The organism is Lysobacter capsici (assembly GCF_014779555.2).
Taxonomy (GTDB): domain Bacteria; phylum Pseudomonadota; class Gammaproteobacteria; order Xanthomonadales; family Xanthomonadaceae; genus Lysobacter; species Lysobacter capsici.
In genome coordinates this window covers 1561295-1580817 of record NZ_CP094357.1, presented here as the reverse complement: position 1 = coordinate 1580817, position 19523 = coordinate 1561295, and the positions used below count along the sequence as shown (strand labels likewise).

Here is a 19523-nt window from a genome sequence, read left to right as displayed (position 1 = left end):
ACTCGACCCGCATCTTCACGGATACGGCTTGACGGGCAGGTGCTAATCGACCCACCACAGAACGCTTTCCTCGTAGTAAATGCGTTGCGCCCAGTGATCGGGTGGTTCGTGATAGATGATGAGTACCTTGCCGGTCATGCGCTTGCCTTTCCACTCGCGGTTGATTCGGCCTTCGGCTTCCTCCCATGAAATTCCGAACAGGCGAACCATGTCTTGTGCGATCTCGTTGCAGAACGCTTCCGACTTCCGATCTGTTCGAAATCGAATTTCATCGCGACTCCTGCATCAGGCGGGTTCGGGTTCGAATGCGCGCGTGTTGGGAATGAGGTTTGCCGGGCCGTGCGTTTTCCGGGCCATTTTGCTTCATAAGCGCAGAATTGGGGGGCGGGCGTTTTTCGGTCGGTGGCGGGCTACCCGATGACGTGAGGTGTACTGGGCAATACGGTGGCCGGATCGTATTGGCGGCGCCCGCGGTGTGTCGGGTCTTGCTTGGGGCAAGTGACGACGTGGGTGGGAGTTCGCGGTCGCGGCTTACGCCGCTCCTACAGGGGGCCACCGTGGTTATCGCTCGGATTGACGTAGCGGGCTCGGTGGCACGCGGGGCAGCGCTGACGATCTTGAAGACGTAGACTGCGCCCGAGGCTTTAGTGGCCGTAACCGGCCCGACCGCTATGAACGTGATTGAAGCGCAGAAGGAAATCGCGCGGCTGGATGGGTTTCTTTACGGAACCGCAGCGATGGTCGGATGTATCAGGGGATACAGTGGCTCCGCCTATCTCATCGAGGCTAGGGACGACGCTGGTATCGAACAGGCCTTGAAGGGTTTCTACACCTGGAACCCGACCTTGGCATTCGATGGCGTCGAACGCCTTGAACGTGGTTTGGGCAGTCTTGAGTTCGATATCAGGCCGTTTATTGTCAGGCAGACGCCTCGGACCAGCGATGTCGATCTGTCGAATTTGCGGGCCTATCTGTCGTTCAGAGTGATGGACATGGTTTCGCTGATTCTGGATGGAAGACGGCATTTCGAGGTTTTCAGGCTGCACTCCGCGCCCAGGCCGGCAGCGTCTGAATGCGTGTTTTTCTGCATCAAGGCGGATGCTGCGTGGGTGGTGCTGCAGTTCAACGATGACATTCCCTACCTTGAAGGCTTGGCCCGAGAGACGTAAGGCGGGTCGTTGGAATGCGGTTGAAGGCAGTGAATGCGCGGCGCTGCATGACGAGTGATGCTCGTGGCCGATGTATCACGCACGAGCACAAGGGGCGACGTGGTTGAGGTGTCGCGGTCGCGGCTTGCGCCGCTCCTACAGGGGGCGGGCGTGGTTGCGGAGCGATCTGGCTAGCTGCAAAAGAAAAGGGCGTCCTTGCGGACGCCCTTTTTTGACTCATGTGTCGAAGCGGTGCGGGTGGACGCCGGGGGTCAGTAGTAACCCGCCAGATTCAAGAACCAGCCCTTGTTGTCGTATTCCAGATCGGTCAAATCGTCGCTGAAGTCGGTGAAGTTGTAGCCCACGCCGACCTTGAAGTTGTCGCCGATCTGACGGTCCACGCCGATCAGCCAGCCGCGCTTGTCGCCGCCGTCCTTGACCGCCAGCCAGCGGTATTCGGCCAGGGCGTCCCATTTGGCGATCAGGTGGTAGCGCACCTGGCCGGCGAGGAAGTCGGCGCGGCTGTCCAGCCACAGGCCGGTGCCGCGGCCCATGCGGTAGTCGCCCCAACGGCTCGCGGCCTTGCCGCCCAGTTCCCACTTGTCGTCGATGCGGTAGATGCCTTCGAACGACAGCACCTGCGAGCGCTGGTCGTACTGGTTGCCGCCGTCCTGGCCGATGGTGGCCAGGTCGTAGAGGTACACGTACTTGCCGAACGCGGCCCAGCGCGAGCTGTCGTGCGGGCGGTAGGCGAAGCCGAGGTTGCCTTCGACGGTCTTGGCGCCGCGGCTGACGTCGATTTCGTCCTTGATGTCGGAGTACAGGAAGCGCGCGGCGATGCGCCAGTCTTCGTTGACCTTGTAGAACAAGCGGTTGCTGGTGACCCAGGCTTCGCGACGCTCGGCGCCGCTGTCCTTGCGGTATTCGATCTTGCTCGACCAGTCGGTGTTGGGATCGACGCGTCCGCCGCTGAGGCTGTAGGCGCGGCGGTCGACGTGGCCGGTCGCCGCTTCCAGGTCGCCGTCCATCACCGCGAAGCCCAGGTTCCAGCCTTCGGCCGGATAAAAATCCATGCCGAAGGTGTGCATGATCCCTTCGCTGGAATCGCGCGGGTCCTTGAGGAACTGGCTTTCGTTGTACAGGTTGGTCTGGTTGTTCAAACGCCAGCGCTGGCCGATGGTCCAGCCGGTCTGCAAGGCGCTGTCGAACAGCGGATCGCGCTGCGTGCTGTCGGTGCTGAAGGTGTAGGCGCCGTACAGGGTATGGTCGGTGCTCAGGCGGTACTCGGCGTCGACCTTGCCGGCTTCGCCGCGGCTGCCGCTGCTGACTTCGGCGCCGACGCTGGAACGGTCGCCGAACAGGTAGCGCGCGCCCACGGTCAGCAGGTCGTTGCGGTCGTACTTGCCGCCGTCGTCATCGAGGGTGTATTGGCCGGTCGCGTACAGCTCGAGGGTCGAGCCGATGCGGTGACGGTAGCTCAGCGCGAACAGCATCGCGTCGATGTCCGGGCTCAACGACGCGGCGTTGCGCTCCTCGCGCACGCGGCGCAGTTCGGCGCCGAGCTGGTCGTCGTTGGTGATGCGCCAGTCGGCGGTCAGCTGGCTCTGTTCGAGCGCTTCATCGCCGCGTTCGCGACGGGTGTGGCGGCCGAACAGGCTGAAGTTCTCGGTGAAGTAACCCAGGAACTCGGCGCCATATTCCTGCACCGCTTCGCCGTTGTCGTAACGCGAGATCGAGAAGCCCTGATCGATGTCGCGCCACCACGCGCCCACGCTCCAGTCGAGCTGGGTCCAGCCCAGTTCCTTGAAGTTGGCGCGCGCTTCGACCTTGTCGGCGTCGCCACGGCGGGCGCCGGTGATCGCGTTGATGCGGGTGAAGTCGACGCCGCCGTTGGTCGAGTACCAGATCGGCGCGGCGGTGGATTCGGTGCGGGTCTTTTCCAGTTTCAGGTAGGTGCCGCGACCGGCCTGCAGGGTCAGGTCGACGCCCTTGAGGCTGTAGTCGTCGCCGCTGCGGTTTTCGTCGACGTAGGTGCCGCCGACGGCGAAGTGATCGCCGAACCATTGCTTGCCGCGGAAACCGGCGCTGACGTCGTCGACCTGGAATCCGGCCGGGACGTATTCGTAATCCACCAGCAGGCGCTGGGTGTAGCCGTCCAGCGGGGTGTCGCGGGTCAAGGTGCGCACGTTCTCGCGGGTGATCTGCGACAACGGCCGGCTGAGCAGGATGCGGCCCTGCATGTCGTTGATTTCGTAGTCGGCGCCGCGCTTCAAATCGACGCGCGATTCGACCCGGCCGGTGCTGACGTCGCGGATTTCGACCGTGACTTTTTCCGAACCCGGCAGGATATCGGTGTGGCGCAGCATGTACAGGCTGTTGCCGGTGCCGAGGAATTCGGTGTGGCCCAGCGCGCTCTGCGCTTCGGAGCCGAACAGCTTGAGTTCGCTCTTCGGGTCGCCGAGCACGGTGGTGTTGCGGCTGCGCCAGTTCAAGGCCGCGCCGTACAGCGAGCGGTTGTACTGGGCGTACTCGGTGCCGGTCATGCCGGTGTTGAAGTTGCCCCACAGCGCCTGGTTCTGGTCCCAGTCCACGCGCAGGTACAGCTTGCCCTGGGTGTCGACGTCGCGGTAGGTGTTGGAATCGTCGCCGTACACCGGGTAGTACAGGTTCGGGTCGAGGCGGCGGAAGATGTCCTGCGCCTGCGCGTCGAAGAAGCCGTTGAACAGCCGCTTGATTTCGTTTTCGTGGGTGTCGGCCTGGGCGGTGATCAGGTACTTGCCCTGCACCTTCCCCTTCAAATAAAACGCCAGGCGGCCTTCGCTGATGAAGCTGTCGTCGTAGCGGCCGTTGTCGCCGGCGGCCAGCGGTTCGATGTTGCCGCTGACGTTGTTCTCCGACAGGGTCACGTCGGCCAGCGCGACCAGGAAGCTGTACTTGCCGGTCACGTTGACGTCGAGGTTCTTCTCCAGCTCGCCGCCGCCGCGGTTCTTGATCTTGACCGCGTAGGTGTGCGGGCCGACCGGTTCGAGGAACTCGGCGGCGAACTTGCGCTCCAGGTCGATCGGGAAGGTCTGGTCGTTGATCGTGAGCTGCGCATCGCGCGGGATGTCGCGGCCGTAGATGCGCACGCGCGAGCCGTACACCGGGATGTTCTGGATGCGGATCGCGTTGGTGCCGTAGATCGAGCTGGTGATCTCGATGTCCTGCGCGCCGCGATCGTCGATCGCCTGGCCGAGGGTGCGCTGCACTTCCTCGCGCTGGATCTGTACGCCGCGTTCGTATTCCTCGGGCTTGACCAGTTGGATGCGCTGCGGATTGATTTCGTCGAACGCGCCGTCCTTGCCGTAGGCGCGGGCGATGTAGATCAACTCGTCGCCGGCCAGCAGGTTGATGTTGGACGGCAGGACGCCGTCCCACTCCTGTTCGGACACGTTGTCGACCGGCAGGTCGATGGTGGCCAGCGGCGTGACCAGGTCGGTGTCGCTGCCGCGGTACACGGTGACCTGCAACTTGTCGATGAACGACGCGTAGTTGGTGTAACCGTGGAAACGCAGCGGCTTGGTGATGCGGCCGTTCTCGAACGGCGCGATCGAACCGGCCTGGACGTTGAGCACCGGCGGGCCGAGGGTGGGATCTTCGGTGGCCCAGATCACGCCGCCGTTGGGCAGGTCGATCTGGAACTTGCCGGCGATCTTGGCCGCGCCCGGGGTCAGGTTTTCGCGCACCACGTCGACGCGGCGATTGGCCTGCAGCGCGTTGGCGTCGTCGCCTTCGGCCACCGGCTTGTCTTCGCCGCGCGTGCGCACGCGGAACAGCAGGCCCTCGTCGCTGCGGCACTCGCTGCCTTCGCACTTCGCGCGCGGCACCGGTTCGAGCGCCTCGGTCTGCGGCTGGGGCTTGTCGAGCGAGCTCAGGTCCACCGGGACCGACGTGGTGCGCCGGCCGGTGTCGCGGGCCGGCGCGTTCTGCGTCGGGTTGTTGGCGCCGGCTTTCTGCGCGTACGCGGGCGTGGCTGCACCGGCCGAGAGCAGGCCGATCAGGGTCATGTCCAGAAGCTTCATCTTCATCTTCATGGTCATGTCCTCAGCGGTTGCCCACGCCGACTGGCGCCTGGGTGTCGTCAGTGATGTCAACTCGCACTTTCTGCCTCACCTCGGGCTTGAGTTCGGCCGAGATCGCTTCGAACACGGCCTTGGCACGGCGTAGACCCAGTTGCACGTTGTAGGCGGCCGCGCCGCGTTTGTCGGCGCGGCCGATCACACCGACCGCCCCACTGCCCTGTTGGTTGAGCGCCTTGGCGATTTCGCTGATCAAGGGCTTGTACTGCGGCTTGATCGTGGCCTGGTCGGTGTCGAACAACACCTCGCCCAAGCGGATCGCCGGATCCAGGCTGACCAGCGCCTGGCTCGCGTCGACACCGGCGACCACGTCGACCTGCACCTTGCGCGCCAGTTCCGGATCGGATTCCAGCTGTCGCATCAGTTCGGTCTGCACGGCGCGGGCGCGGGCGAAGGCGAGCGCCTCCTCTTCGGCCTGCGCGGTGACGGTGACGCTGCCGCCGCCGGCGTCGCGCAGCTTGCCGGCGATGTCCTGGAACATCGGCGTGTAGTCGGTCTTGACCTTGGCGCTGCCGGCTTCGAAGAACACCTCGCCCAGTTCGACGTCGGTGTTCGACTTGCTGCTGCCGATCTCGCCCGGCGGCAGCTTGACGCCGAAGTCGAAGCGGGTCGGCACGCCCTGGGTGATGCGGCGCACGCGCGGGTTTTCGGTGGTGAACACCGTGCCCGGCGGCAAGGTGGCGGCGTCGACCTTGAGGATGAAGTTGCGTCCCCGCGACGAGTTGCCGCCTTCGATGCCTTCCAGGTGGTAACGGCCGTAGGCGTCGGTTTCCATGATCAAGCCTTCGACCGAGGCGATGCGCACGCCCGGGATGCCGCGTTCCTCGACCCCGTTGTTGCGGATCGTGTACGACACGACGTAACCGCTCGCGCCCTGGCTGACCTGGCGGCTGACCTGCAGATCCTGCGCGGTCAGGCCCTTGGCGGCGTCGCCGCGGCTGCGCTCGACCGTGGTCTTGCCGGCCGCGTCCATCCGCACCGTGGTGCCTTCGTCGGTGGTCAGCACGAAGTCGTCGGCGAACTCCAGCGCGCTGAGCGTCTGGCGCACGACCAGTTGATGCTGCTCGGGCGAGACCGCGTCGGAGCTGCGGCCGTCGATCCGGCCCAGCGCGATGCCGTGCAGCAGCGGCGCGCTGGCGTCGGGCTCGGCGACCGGGCCCTGGCCGCGGTCGACCGTGGTCGAACCGGCGACGTAGGCACCCGGAGCGAAGCCGCCCTGCACCTTCACGCCGGTGGCCTTGGCCGGATCCTGCCAGCCGTCGCTGTCGCGGTCGTCGAACACGCTGCCGACGATCAGGCTGTCCTCGAGCAGCGGATCGCCCGCCATCACCACTTCGGCGGTCGCATCGTTACTGATCTTGGTGCCGTTGCTGTCGTAGCCGGCGACCTGGTTCTTGTGCACGCCCTTGCCGACGCCGGCGCCGACGCGCAGGAAGTAGCTGACCGTGGCCTTGCCGCCGATGCCGACATCGATGCCGGTGATGCGCAGCGGGTTGGCGCTGGCGATCACGCCGTTCTTGTTGTCGTCGTCCACCGTCAGCGAGTTGTCGACGAAGGTGAAGCCGGCCGGCGGGATGTCGACCAGGGTCGCGTTGACCGCGGGCGAATCGCCGACGTTCTCGACCTGCACGGTGTAGCGGACCAGATCGCCGATCTTCACCTCGCGCGTCGCCGAGGTCTTGACCAGACGCAGCACCGGCGCATTGGCGAGCACCGTGATCGTCACCGAAGCGGTCGCGCACACCGGGGTCGGCGACGAGGTGTCGCAGACGCGGTAGGTGAACGTGTCGGTGCCGGCGAAGAACTGGTTCGGCGTGTAGGTGCACGAACCGGCCGCGCAGGTGACCGTGCCGTTGGCCGGCGGGTTGGCGATGGTCAGCGAGCCCGGATCCAGCGGCGCGCCGGTCACGCTGTCGTTGCCGATCACATTGATCGTCACCGGCGTCTGCTGGTTGGTCTGGGCGGTATCCGGCGTCGCGGTGACCGTGTTCGGCTGCACCGTGACGGTGACCGTGGCGGTCGCGCAGTTGGTCGGATTGAGCTTCTCGCAAATCGTGTAGACGTAGCTGTCGGTGCCGCTGAAGTTGGCGCGCGGCGTGTAGGTGATGGTGCCGTCGGTGTTGACCACCACGGTGCCGTTGCTCGGATCGGTGCTGACCGTGATCGTCACCAGGTTCGGATCGATCGGCGCGCCGTTGAGCGTGTCGTTGGCGATCACGTTGGTCGTCACCGGGGTGTTCTGCGGGGTGACGCCGGTGCCGCCGGCCGGATCGTCGGTCGCGGTGATGGCCGGCGCGGTCACGGTGATGGTCACCGTGGCGGTGTCGCAGTTGCTCGGGTTCAACACCTCGCACAGCTGGTAGGTGACGGTGTAGGTGCCGGCCGGGGTGCCCGGCGCGACATCCACGCCGCCGTCGGCCTTGACCGTCAGCGGACCGCTGCTGACCGGGGTGACGTTGACGTCGACCGGATTCACCGCGCTGCCGCCGAGGGTGTCGTTGGCGAGCACGTTGATCACGTTGGTGCCGCCGGTGTTGCCGTTGACCGGGGTGGCGACCACGTCGTCCACCGCATCGATCACGGTGGCATTGACGGTGACGCTGACCGTGGCGGTCGAGCAGTTGCTCGGGTTGAGCAGTTCGCAGATCTGGTAGGTCAGCGTGTAACTGCCCGCCGGCGTGCCGGGCGCGACGTTCACCGCGCCGGTGGCCGGGTCCAGGGTCACGCCGGGGTTGCTGGTCGAGACCTGGGTCAGGGCCACGTCGGCCGGCGTCACCGGATTACCGTTGAGGGTGTCGTTGACCAGCACGTTGGGCACCGCCACACCGCCGCTGCGACCGTCCACCGGCGCGCCGGTGTCGTTGGTCGCCACGATCGGCGCGGCGTTGACCGTCACGGTCACGGTGGCGTCGTCGCAGTTGCTCGGGTTCAGCACTTCGCACAGGCGGTACACCAGGGTGTACGTACCCGCCGGCGTGTTCGGCGCGACATCGACCGCACCGGTGCCGGTGTTGAGGGTGATGCCCGGGTTGGTGGTCGAAACCTGGCTCAGGGTGACCTCGGCCGGAACGACCGGGTTGCCGTTGAGGGTGTCGTTGACGCGCACGTCCGCCACCGCGGTGCCGCCGGTGCGGCCGTTGACCGGAGCGCCGGTGTCGTCGTTGGCCACGATCGGCGCCGCATTGACCGTGACGGTCACGGTGGCGTCGTCGCAGTTGCTCGGGTTCAGCACTTCGCACAGGCGGTACACCAGCGTGTACGTGCCCGCCGGGGTGCCTGCGGCGACGTTGACCGCGCCGGTGCCGGTGTCGAGGGTGATGCCCGGGTTGGTCGACGAGACCTGGCTCAGGGTCACTTCGGCCGGGGTAACGGCCACACCGTTGAGGGTGTCGTTGCCGCGCACGTCGGTCACCGCGATGCCGCCGGTGCTGCCGTTGACCGGGGTACCGGTGTCGTCGTTGGCCACGATCGGCGCCGCATTGACCGTGACGGTCACGGTGGCGTCGTCGCAGTTGCTCGGGTTCAGCACTTCGCACAGGCGGTACACCAGGGTGTACGTACCCGCCGGCGTGTTCGGCGCGACATCGACCGCACCGGTGCCGGTGTTGAGGGTGATGCCCGGGTTGGTCGACGAGACTTGGCTCAGGGTCACCTCGGCCGGAGTAACGACCACACCGTTGAGGGTGTCGTTGCCGCGCACGTCGGTCACCGCGATGCCGCCGGTGCTGCCGTTGACCGGGGTACCGGTGTCGTCCGCCGCCACGATCGGCGCGGCGTCGACGGTCACGGTCACGGTGGCGTCGTCGCAGTTGGTCGGGTTCAGCACTTCGCACAGGCGGTACACCAGCGTGTACGTACCCGCCGGGGTGCCTGCGGCGACAGTCACCGCACCGGTGGTGGTGTTGAGGGTGACGCCCGGGTTGGTGGTCGAGACCTGGCTCAGGGTCACGTCGGCCGCGACGACCGGGTTGCCGTTGAGCGTGTCGTTGACGCGCACGTCCGCCACCGCGGTACCGCCGGTGCGTCCGTTGACCGGCGTGCCGGTGTCGTCGTTGGCCACGATCGGCGCCGCATCGACGGTGACAGTCACAGTCGCGTCGTCGCAGTTGGTCGGGTTCAGCAGTTCGCAGATCTGGTAGGTCAGCGTGTAGGTGCCGGCCGGGGTGCCCGGAGCGACATTCACTGCACCCGTGGTCGTGTTGAGGGTGACGCCCGGGTTGGTGGTCGAAACCTGGGTCAGGGTGACATCGGCCGGGGTGACCGGGTTGCCGTCCAGCGTGTCGTTGACCAGCACGTTGGGCACCGCAGTGCCGCCGGTGCTGCCGTTGACCGGGGTACCGGTGTCGTTGTTCGCCACGATCGCCGCCGCGTCGACCGTCACCGTCACGGTGGCGTCGTCGCAGTTGGTCGGGTTGAGCACTTCGCACAGGCTGTACACGAGCGTGTACGTGCCCGCCGGGGTGCCTGCGGCGACAGTCACCGCACCGGTGGTGGTGTTGAGGGTCACGCCCGGGTTGGTGGTCGAGACCTGGCTCAGGGTCACGTCGGCCGCAACGACCGGGTTGCCGTTGAGCGTGTCGTTGACCCGCACGTCCGCCACCGCGGTACCGCCGGTACGGCCGTTAACCGGCGTGCCGGTGTCGTCGTTGGCCACGATCGGCGCCGCATCGACGGTGACAGTCACAGTCGCGTCGTCGCAGTTGGTCGGGTTGAGCAGTTCGCAGATCTGGTAGGTCAGCGTGTAGGTGCCGGCCGGAGTACCTGGGGCAACGTTCACCGCACCGGTGGTGGTGTTGAGGGTGACGCCCGGGTTGGTGGTCGAGACCTGGGTCAGGGTGACGTCAGCCGGGGTGACCGGGTTGCCATCGAGGGTGTCGTTGACCAGCACGTTCGGCACCGCGGTACCGCCGGTGCTGCCGTTGACCGGCGTACCCGTGTCGTTGTTCGCCACGATCGCCGCCGCGTCGACCGTCACCGTCACGGTGGCGTCGTCGCAGTTGCTCGGGTTCAGCACTTCGCACAGGCGGTACACGAGCGTGTACGTACCCGCCGGGGTGCCCGCGGCGACATTCACCGCACCGGTGGTGGTGTTGAGGGTGACGCCCGGGTTGGTGGTCGAGACCTGACTCAGGGTGACGTCGGCCGCGACGACCGGGTTGCCATTGAGCGTGTCGTTGACCCGCACGTCCGCCACCGCGGTACCGCCGGTGCGACCGTTGACCGGCGTGCCGGTGTCGTCGTTGGCCACGATCGGCGCCGCATCGACGGTGACCGTCACGGTGGCGTCGTCGCAGTTGGTCGGGTTCAGCAGTTCGCAGATCTGGTAGGTCAGCGTGTAGGTGCCGGCCGGAGTACCCGGAGCGACGTTCACTGCACCCGTGGTCGTGTTGAGGGTGACGCCCGGATTGGTGGTCGAAACCTGGGTCAGGGTGACGTCAGCCGGGGTGACCGGGTTGCCATCGAGGGTGTCGTTGACCAGCACGTTCGGCACCGCGGTGCCGCCGGTGCTGCCGTTGACCGGCGTACCGGTGTCGTTGTTCGCCACGATCGCCGCCGCGTCGACCGTCACGGTCACGGTGGCGTCGTCGCAGTTGGTCGGGTTCAGCACTTCGCACAGGCGGTACACGAGCGTGTACGTGCCCGCCGGGGTGCCTGCGGCGACAGTCACTGCACCGGTGGTGGTGTTGAGGGTGACGCCCGGGTTGGTGGTCGAGACCTGGCTCAGGGTGACGTCGGCCGCGACGACCGGGTTGCCGTTGAGCGTGTCGTTGACCCGCACGTCCGGCACCGCGGTACCGCCGGTGCGACCGTTGACCGGCGTGCCGGTGTCGTCGTTGGCCACGATCGGCGCCGCATCGACGGTGACAGTCACAGTCGCGTCGTCGCAGTTGGTCGGGTTGAGCAGTTCGCAGATCTGGTAGGTCAGCGTGTAGGTGCCGGCCGGGGTGCCCGGAGCGACATTCACTGCACCGGTGGTCGTGTTGAGGGTGACGCCCGGGTTGGTGGTCGAAACCTGGGTCAGGGTGACATCGGCCGGGGTGACCGGGTTGCCGTCCAGCGTGTCGTTGACCAGCACGTTGGGCACCGCAGTGCCGCCGGTGCTGCCGTTGACCGGCGTACCCGTGTCGTTGTTCGCCACGATCGCCGCCGCGTCGACCGTCACCGTCACGGTGGCGTCGTCGCAGTTGGTCGGGTTCAGCACTTCGCACAGGCGATACACCAGCGTGTACGTACCCGCCGGGGTGCCCGCGGCGACAGTCACCGCACCGGTGGTGGTGTTGAGGGTCACGCCCGGGTTGGTGGTCGAGACCTGGCTCAGGGTGACGTCGGCCGCGACGACCGGGTTGCCGTTGAGCGTGTCGTTGACCCGCACGTCCGCCACCGCGGTACCGCCGGTGCGACCGTTGACCGGAGCGCCGGTGTCGTCATTGGCCACGATCGGCGCCGCATCGACCGTCACGGTCACGGTGGCGTCGTCGCAGTTGGTCGGGTTGAGCAGTTCGCAGATCTGGTAGGTCAGCGTGTAGGTGCCGGCCGGAGTACCCGGGGCAACGTTCACCGCACCGGTGGTGGTGTTGAGGGTGACGCCCGGATTGGTGGTCGAAACCTGGGTCAGGGTGACGTCAGCCGGGGTGACCGGGTTGCCATCGAGGGTGTCGTTGACCAGCACGTTCGGCACGGCGGTGCCGCCGGTGCTGCCGTTGACCGGCGTACCGGTGTCGTTGTTCGCCACGATCGCCGCCGCGTCGACCGTCACCGTCACGGTGGCGTCGTCGCAGTTGGTCGGGTTCAGCACTTCGCACAGGCGGTACACGAGCGTGTACGTGCCGGCCGGAGTGCCCGCGGCGACAGTCACCGCACCGGTGGTCGTGTTGAGGGTGACGCCCGGGTTGGTGGTCGAGACCTGACTCAGAGTCACGTCAGCCGCGACGACCGGGTTGCCGTTGAGCGTGTCGTTGACGCGCACATCGGGCACCGCGGTACCGCCGGTGCGGCCGTTGACCGGCGTGCCGGTGTCGTCGTTGGCCACGATCGGCGCCGCGTTGACGGTGACCGTCACGGTGGCGTCGTCGCAGTTGGTCGGGTTCAGCACTTCGCACAGCTGATACACGAGGGTGTACGTGCCGGCCGGGGTGCCCGGGGCGACAGTCACCGCGCCGCTGGTCGTGTTGAGGGTGACGCCCGGGTTGGTGGTCGAAACCTGGGTCAGGGTGACGTCGGCCGCGACGACCGGAGCGCCGTTGAGCAGATCGTTGCCGCGCACGTCCGCCACCGCGGTGCCGCCGGTGCTGCCGTTGACCGGCGTGCCGGTGTCGTCCACCGCCAGGATCGCGGCGGCGCCCACCTGCACAGCGACGTCGGCTTCCGAGCAATTGGTCGGATCGGCGATCTCGCAGATCCGATAACGCAGGGTGTAATTGCCCGCCGCGGTGCCCGCGGCGACGTTGACCGCGCCGGTGAGCGGATCGATGGTGATGTTCGGGTTGCTGCTGGAGACCTGGCTGATCGCCACCGTCGCGGTGGTCGCGGGCTGGCCGTTCAAGGTGTCGTTGACCAGCACGTTGGGCACGGCGGTGCCGCCACTGGCGCCACTGGTCACCGCGCCGCTGTCGGCGACGGCGACGATCGGGCGACGGGCGGTCGGGGTGGTGCGGGTCGCCGGCACCGGGGTGGTGACTTCGGTCGAGACCACGCTGGCGTTGTTGACGATCTCGCCCGCGGTGACTTCGCTCAAGGTGACGGTGTGGGTGCCGGTCAGCACGCAGGTGCCGCCGACCGGGACGCTCGGGCAGGTCTGGCTGGCCGGAGTCAGCTGGGCGTCGCTGACCACCACGTTGGTGAGGGTGATGTTGCCGGTGTTGGTCGCGGTGACGGTGTAGGTCAGCACATCGCCCAGGGTCACGGTGCCGCTGCCGTCGTTGTCGGCGTTGGTCGGCGCGGCCTTGACCAGCGACAGGCTCGGGTTGGCGACCGGGGTCGGCGTCGAGGTCGAGGTGTTGTTGCCCGGGGTCGGATCGTTGGTGGTCGAGGTGCCGGTGGCGGTATTGGCGTAGCTGCCGGTCTCGAGCACGACCGCGCTGACGGTCAGGGTCTGGCTGACGCCGACCGCGAGCGCACCGACGGTCCACACGCCGGTGCCGGCGTTGTAGGTGCCCGCGCTCGGCGTGGCCGAGACGAAGGTGTAACCGCTGGGCAGCGCGTCGTTGACGACCACGTCCGCCGCGGCCGACGGACCGGCGTTGGAAACGGTGACGGTGAAGGTGATGGTCGAGCCGATCGGCGGATTCGGGTTCGACACGGTCTTGGTCACGGCCAGATCGGCCGAAGCGACCGGCGTCGGCGTGTTGGTCGCGGTGTTGTTGCCCGGGGTCGGATCGTTCGTGGTCGAGGTCGCCGTCGCGGTGTTCGCGTACGGGCCGTTCGGCAGCACGGTGGCGACGATATCCAGGGTCGCGTTGGCGCCCGAAGCCAGCGCGCCGACCGCCCACACGCCGGTGCCGGCGTTGTAGGTGCCCACGCTCGGATTCGCCGAGACGAAGGTATAACCGGCCGGCAGCTGATCGTTGACGTTGACGCCGGCCGCGGCCGAAGGGCCGTTGTTGCTGACGGTCACGGTGAAGGTGACGTTGGTACCGACGATCGGCGTAGCGCTCGACGCGGTCTTGGTCACCGCCAGGTCGGCGGATGCCACCGGAACCGGCGTATTGGTCGCGGTGTTGTTGCCCGGAGTCGGATCGCTGGTGGTCGAGGTCGCCGTCGCGGTGTTCGCGTACGGACCGTTCGGCAGCACGGTGGCGACGATATCCAGGGTCGCGTTGGCGCCCGAAGCCAGCGCGCCAACCGCCCACACGCCGGTGCCGGCGTTGTAGGTGCCCACGCTCGGATTCGCCGAGACGAAGGTGTAACCCGCGGGCAGTTGGTCGTTGACGTTGACGCCGGCCGCGGCCGACGGACCGTTGTTGCTGACAGTCACGGTGAAGGTGATGTTGGTACCGACGATCGGCGTAGCGCTCGACGCGGTCTTGGTCACCGCCAGGTCGGCCGAAGCGACCGGAACCGGCGTATTGGTCGCGGTGTTGTTGCCCGGGGTCGGATCGCTCGTGGTGGAGGTCGCCGTCGCGGTGTTCGCGTACGGGCCGTTCGGCAGCACGGTGGCGACGATATCCAGGGTCGCGTTGGCGCCCGACGCGAGCGCGCCGACCGCCCACACGCCGGTGCCGGCGTTGTAGGTACCCACGCTCGGCGTCGCCGAGACGAAGGTGTAACCGGCCGGCAGCTGATCGTTGACATTGACGCCAGCCGCGGCCGACGGGCCGTTGTTGCTGACGGTCACGGTGAAGGTGATGTTGGTACCGACGGTCGGGGTCGCGCTCGACGCGGTCTTGGTGACGGCCAGATCAGCCGAAGCCACCGGCGTCGGCGTATTGGTCGCGGTGTTGTTGCCCGGGGTCGGATCGTTGGTGGTCGAGGTGGCCGTCGCGGTGTTCGCGTACGGACCGGTCGGCAGCACGGTCGCGACGATCTGCAAGGTCGCGTTCGCGCCCGAAGCCAAGCCGCCGACCGCCCACACACCGGTGCCAGCGTTATAGGTGCCCACGCTCGGATTCGCCGAGACGAAGGTGTAACCCGCCGGCAGCTGATCGTTGACGTTCACACCGGCCGCGGCCGACGGACCGTTGTTGCTGACAGTCACGGTGAAGGTGACGTTGGTACCGACGGTCGGCGTCGCGCTCGACGCGGTCTTGGTCACGGCCAGATCGGCCGAAGCCACCGGAGCCGGCGTATTGGTCGCGGTGTTGTTGCCCGGGGTCGGATCGTTGGTGGTCGAGGTGGCCGTCGCGGTGTTCGCGTACGGACCATTCGGCAGCACGGTCGCGACGATCTGCAAGGTCGCGTTCGCGCCCGAAGCCAGGCCGCCGACCGCCCACACGCCGGTGCCGGCGTTATAGGTACCCACGCTCGGCGTCGCCGAAACGAAGGTGTAACCGGCCGGCAGCTGATCGTTGACGTTGACGCCAGCCGCGGCCGACGGGCCGTTATTGCTGACGGTCACGGTGAAGGTGACGTTGGTACCGACGGTCGGCGTGGCGCTCGACGCGGTCTTGGTCACGGCCAGATCGGCCGAAGCCACCGGAACCGGCGTATTGGTCGCGGTGTTGTTGCCCGGGGTCGGATCGTTGGTGGTCGAGGTCGCCGTCGCGGTGTTCGCGTACGGGCCAGTCGGCAATACGGTCGCGACAATCTGCAAGGTCGCGTTCGCGCCCGAAGCCAGGCCGCCGACCGCCCACACGCCGGTGCCGGCGTTATAGGTACCCACGCTCGGCGTCGCCGAAACGAAGGTGTAACCGGCCGGCAGCTGATCGTTGACGTTCACACCGGCCGCAGCGGACGGACCGTTATTGCTGACGGCCACGGTGAAGGTGATGTTGGTACCGACGGTCGGGGTCGCGCTCGATGCGGTCTTGGTCACGGCCAGGTCGGCCGAGGCCACCGGAACCGGCGTATTGGTCGCGGTGTTGTTGCCCGGGGTCGGATCGTTGGTGGTCGAGGTTGCCGTCGCGGTGTTGGCGTACGGACCATTCGGCAGCACGGTCGCGACGATCTGCAAGGTCGCGTTCGCGCCCGAAGCCAGGCCGCCGACGGCCCACACGCCGGTGCCGGCGTTATAGGTGCCCACGCTCGGCGTCGCCGAAACGAAGGTGTAACCCGCGGGCAGCTGATCGTTGACGTTGACGCCGGCCGCGGCCGACGGACCGTTATTGCTGACGGTCACGGTGAAGGTGATGTTGGTACCGACGGTCGGCGTAGCGCTCGACGCGGTCTTGGTCACGACGAGATCGGCCGAAGCCACCGGCGTCGGCGTATTGGTCGCGGTGTTGTTGCCCGGGGTCGGATCGTTGGTGGTCGAGGTGGCCGTCGCGGTGTTCGCGTACGGGCCGGTCGGCAACACGGTGGCGACAATCTGCAAGGTCGCGTTCGCACCCGAAGCCAGGCCGCCGACGGCCCACACACCGGTGCCCGCGTTGTAGGTGCCCACGCTCGGCGTGGCCGAGACGAAGGTGTAACCCGCCGGCAGCTGATCGTTGACGTTCACACCGGCCGCAGCCGACGGGCCGTTGTTGCTGACGGTCACGGTGAAGGTGATGTTGGTACCGACGGTCGGCGTAGCGCTCGACGCGGTCTTGGTCACGGCCAGATCGGCCGAAGCCACCGGAACCGGCGTATTGGTCGCGGTGTTGTTGCCCGGCGTCGGATCGTTGGTGGTCGAGGTGGCCGTCGCAGTGTTCGCGTACGGTCCGTTCGGCAACACGGTCGCGACGATCTGCAAGGTCGCATTCGCGCCCGAGGCCAGGCCGCCGACGGCCCACACACCCGTACCAGCGTTATAAGTGCCCACGCTCGGCGTGGCCGAAACGAAGGTGTAACCGGCGGGCAGCTGATCGTTGACGTTGACGCCAGCCGCGGCCGACGGGCCGTTATTGCTGACGGTCACGGTGAAGGTGACGTTGGTGCCGACAATCGGGGTCGCGCTCGACGCGGTCTTGGTCACCGCCAGATCGGCCGAAGCCACCGGAACCGGCGTATTGGTCGCGGTGTTGTTGCCCGGGGTCGGATCGTTCGTGGTCGAGGTGGCCGTCGCGGTGTTCGCGTACGGGCCAGTCGGCAATACGGTCGCGACAATCTGCAAGGTCGCGTTCGCACCCGAAGCCAGGCCGCCGACGGCCCACACGCCGGTGCCGGCGTTGTAGGTACCCACGCTCGGCGTCGCCGAAACGAAGGTGTAACCGGCCGGCAGCTGATCGTTGACGTTGACCGCGGCCGCCGCCGAAGGACCGTTGTTGCTGACGGTCACGGTGAAGGTGACGTTGGTACCGACCGTCGGGGTCGCGCTCGACGCGGTCTTGGTCACCGCCAGATCGGCGGATGCGACCGGCACCGGCGTATTGGTCGCGGTGTTGTTGCCCGGCGTCGGATCGCCGGTGGTCGAGGTCGCGGTCGCGGTATTCGCATACGGGCCGGTCGGCAGCACGGTGGCGACGATCTGCAGGGTCGCGTTCGCGCCCGAGGCCAGCGCACCCACCGCCCACACGCCGGTACCGGCGTTATAGGTACCCACGCTCGGCGTGGCCGAGACGAAGGTGTAACCCGCGGGCAGCTGATCGTTGACGTTGACGCCAGCCGCGGCCGACGGGCCGTTGTTGCTGACGGTCACGGTGAAGGTGACATTGCTGCCGATGATCGGGGTCGCGCTCGACGCGGTCTTGGTCACGGCCAGGTCGGCCGAAGCCACCGGCACCGGGGTATTGGTCGCGGTGTTGTTGCCCGGGGTCGGATCGTTGGTGGTCGACGTCGCCGTCGCGGTGTTCGCGTACGGACCGGTGGCGCGCACGGTGGCGACGATCTGCAGGGTCGCGTTCGCGCCCGAGGCCAGAGCGCCGACGGCCCACACGCCGGTGCCGGCGTTGTAGGTGCCCACGCTCGGCGTGGCGGAAACGAAGGTGTAACCGGCCGGCAGCTGATCGTTGACGTTGACGCCGGCCGCGGCCGACGGACCGTTGTTGCTGACGGTCACGGTGAAGGTGATGTTGGTACCGACGGTCGGCGTAGCGCTCGACGCGGTCTTGGTCACGGCCAGATCGGCCGAAGCCACCGGCACCGGCGTGCTGGTCGCGGTGTTGTTGCCCGGGGTCGGGTCGGTCGAACTGGAGGTCGCGGTCGCGGTGTTCGCGTACGGGCCGGTCGGCAGCACGGTCGCGACGATCTGCAAGGTCGCGTTCGCGCCCGAGGCCAGGGTGCCCACCGCCCACACGCCGGTGCCGGCGTTGTAGGTGCCCACGCTCGGCGTGGCCGAGACGAAGGTGTAACCGGCCGGCAGCTGGTCGGTCACGTTGGTGGCGACGGCCGCGGACGGGCCGGCGTTGGCGACGGTCACGGTGAAGGTGACGTTGGTGCCCACCGTCGGCGTCGGGTTCGACACCGTCTTGGTGACGCTCAGGTCCGACACCGCCGCCAGCGTGTTCGAGTCCGTCGCCGAGCAGGCGCCGGTGGTCGCATTGAAGGTGCCGCCGTTCGCGGTACAGGCCGTGTCGACGTTGGTCACGTTCGTCGGCGGCGTGATCGTCGCGGTGTTGCGCAAGGGATTGGCGAACTGCGCCATGGCCGGCAAGGCCGCCAGCGCCAGCATGGCGGCAAGCAATACACGCGCCCCGGTTCGAGCGATGCGGGATCCAGCACGGGAGTCGCGACGAGCTGACGACTGGCTGGCCGGGGTGCGGGTAGTGACGATATTCATGCGGTAGCCCAAACAGGAGTTCGGTAAGCGCCGGGAACGGCGGCGACAGTCACCGGTGCGGTGAGGTGTCGTCGGCGCCAAGCGGCTGGTCGACGTGCTTACTGCTGGCAATGCCTTGTGTTGCGAGTTCGTACGGGTACGGCGAGTGCTTGATGCCTGGCTTCCATGCGTTTCGCATACCACTCGCGACACGCAGCAAATCCACACAAAACGAGCGTCCTTTGATGCAGACGCCCGTCTCGAAACCGCCTTCGGCTATCCGTCTGCCACGCGCAAGGGCCATTCGCCCCATGCGCCAGCGCCGGAATGGCTTGGCGATTCACATCGACTACCAGGTAGGAACTGCTCGCCCCCGGCCGCCATTGCACGGCCACGCGACACGCAGACAGAGACCGCCGATACGGCGGAAGGAACAGCGACATCCCCATGGATACCGAGTCTTAACCCCTGACACGTCATAACGTGCCCCCCTTTTTTCCACCCCTGTTACACGCCCCACTACGACTAAGCGCAGTGTTCAGATGCAACAGATCCTCTGTGGAACCCCTATCGCAATACGCAGTACGTACTGCTTAATAGGACACGGCTGCAAATAGTGTGCCATCCATCACATTGTGATTTCAACACAGTTCACATCAAAAACGAGATTCCGCCTGCAATAACCTGCCCCTGGGGGTCACCAAACTGACAATTCTTGGCAGTTTGTCGACTCGGCGCCGACCGCTGGAGCTTCCCGGCGATGCGGCACATCAACCCAGTCCCGATGGCAAACTTATTTCCACTTTCGATGTCAGACACTAGCGCTGCTAGCGCAGATAAAGCGTGAAAATACAGCGCGATGAGCCTCTCATTTAGGCTGAAAAAGGCTGCAAATTATGAGTTATTCGACGACGTTCCGAATTCAGCTGCTTCAGTAAGAAGCGCGCGCCAGGTCTCGTTCGCGGCCGCCCGTGTGCGGACTGA

General features: G+C 66.8%; 4 protein-coding genes. 1 reads left to right on the top strand and 3 read right to left on the bottom strand.

The genetic code is table 11. The annotated features are described in order from the left end of the window. Nucleotides 1-42: 42 nt before the first annotated feature. Nucleotides 43-210: a hypothetical protein gene (locus tag IEQ11_RS06370; protein ID WP_191821669.1), complete on the bottom strand. Its 168-nt coding sequence runs from the start codon at nucleotides 208-210 to the stop codon at nucleotides 43-45. Nucleotides 211-647: 437 nt separating this feature from the next. Here IEQ11_RS06370 and IEQ11_RS06365 point away from each other — a divergent pair, with 437 nt between their 5' ends. Next, nucleotides 648-1169 carry a hypothetical protein gene (locus tag IEQ11_RS06365; RefSeq protein ID WP_191821670.1) on the top strand — a complete coding sequence of 174 codons (522 nt, stop codon included), beginning with the start codon at nucleotides 648-650 and terminating at the stop codon, nucleotides 1167-1169. Nucleotides 1170-1420: 251 nt separating this feature from the next. Here the strand turns inward: IEQ11_RS06365 and IEQ11_RS06360 are convergent, their stop codons facing one another. Next, nucleotides 1421-5221, bottom strand: coding sequence for a hypothetical protein (locus IEQ11_RS06360; protein ID WP_228464565.1), 3801 nt, complete (start codon nucleotides 5219-5221; stop codon nucleotides 1421-1423). 10 nt (nucleotides 5222-5231) lie between these two features. After that, the gene (locus IEQ11_RS06355; RefSeq protein WP_247024740.1) at nucleotides 5232-18464 is read right to left on the bottom strand and encodes an Ig-like domain-containing protein; all 13233 of its coding nucleotides are present in this window, start codon (nucleotides 18462-18464) and stop codon (nucleotides 5232-5234) included. Nucleotides 18465-19523 lie beyond the last annotated feature (1059 nt).

Bases quoted from the DNA above. Each gene is read 5' to 3' on its own strand.
- IEQ11_RS06370 (WP_191821669.1), bottom strand. From the start codon at position 210: ATGGTTCGCCTGTTCGGAATTTCATGGGAGGAAGCCGAAGGCCGAATC.
- IEQ11_RS06360 (WP_228464565.1), bottom strand. From the start codon at position 5,221: ATGAAGATGAAGATGAAGCTTCTGGACATGACCCTGATCGGCCTGCTC.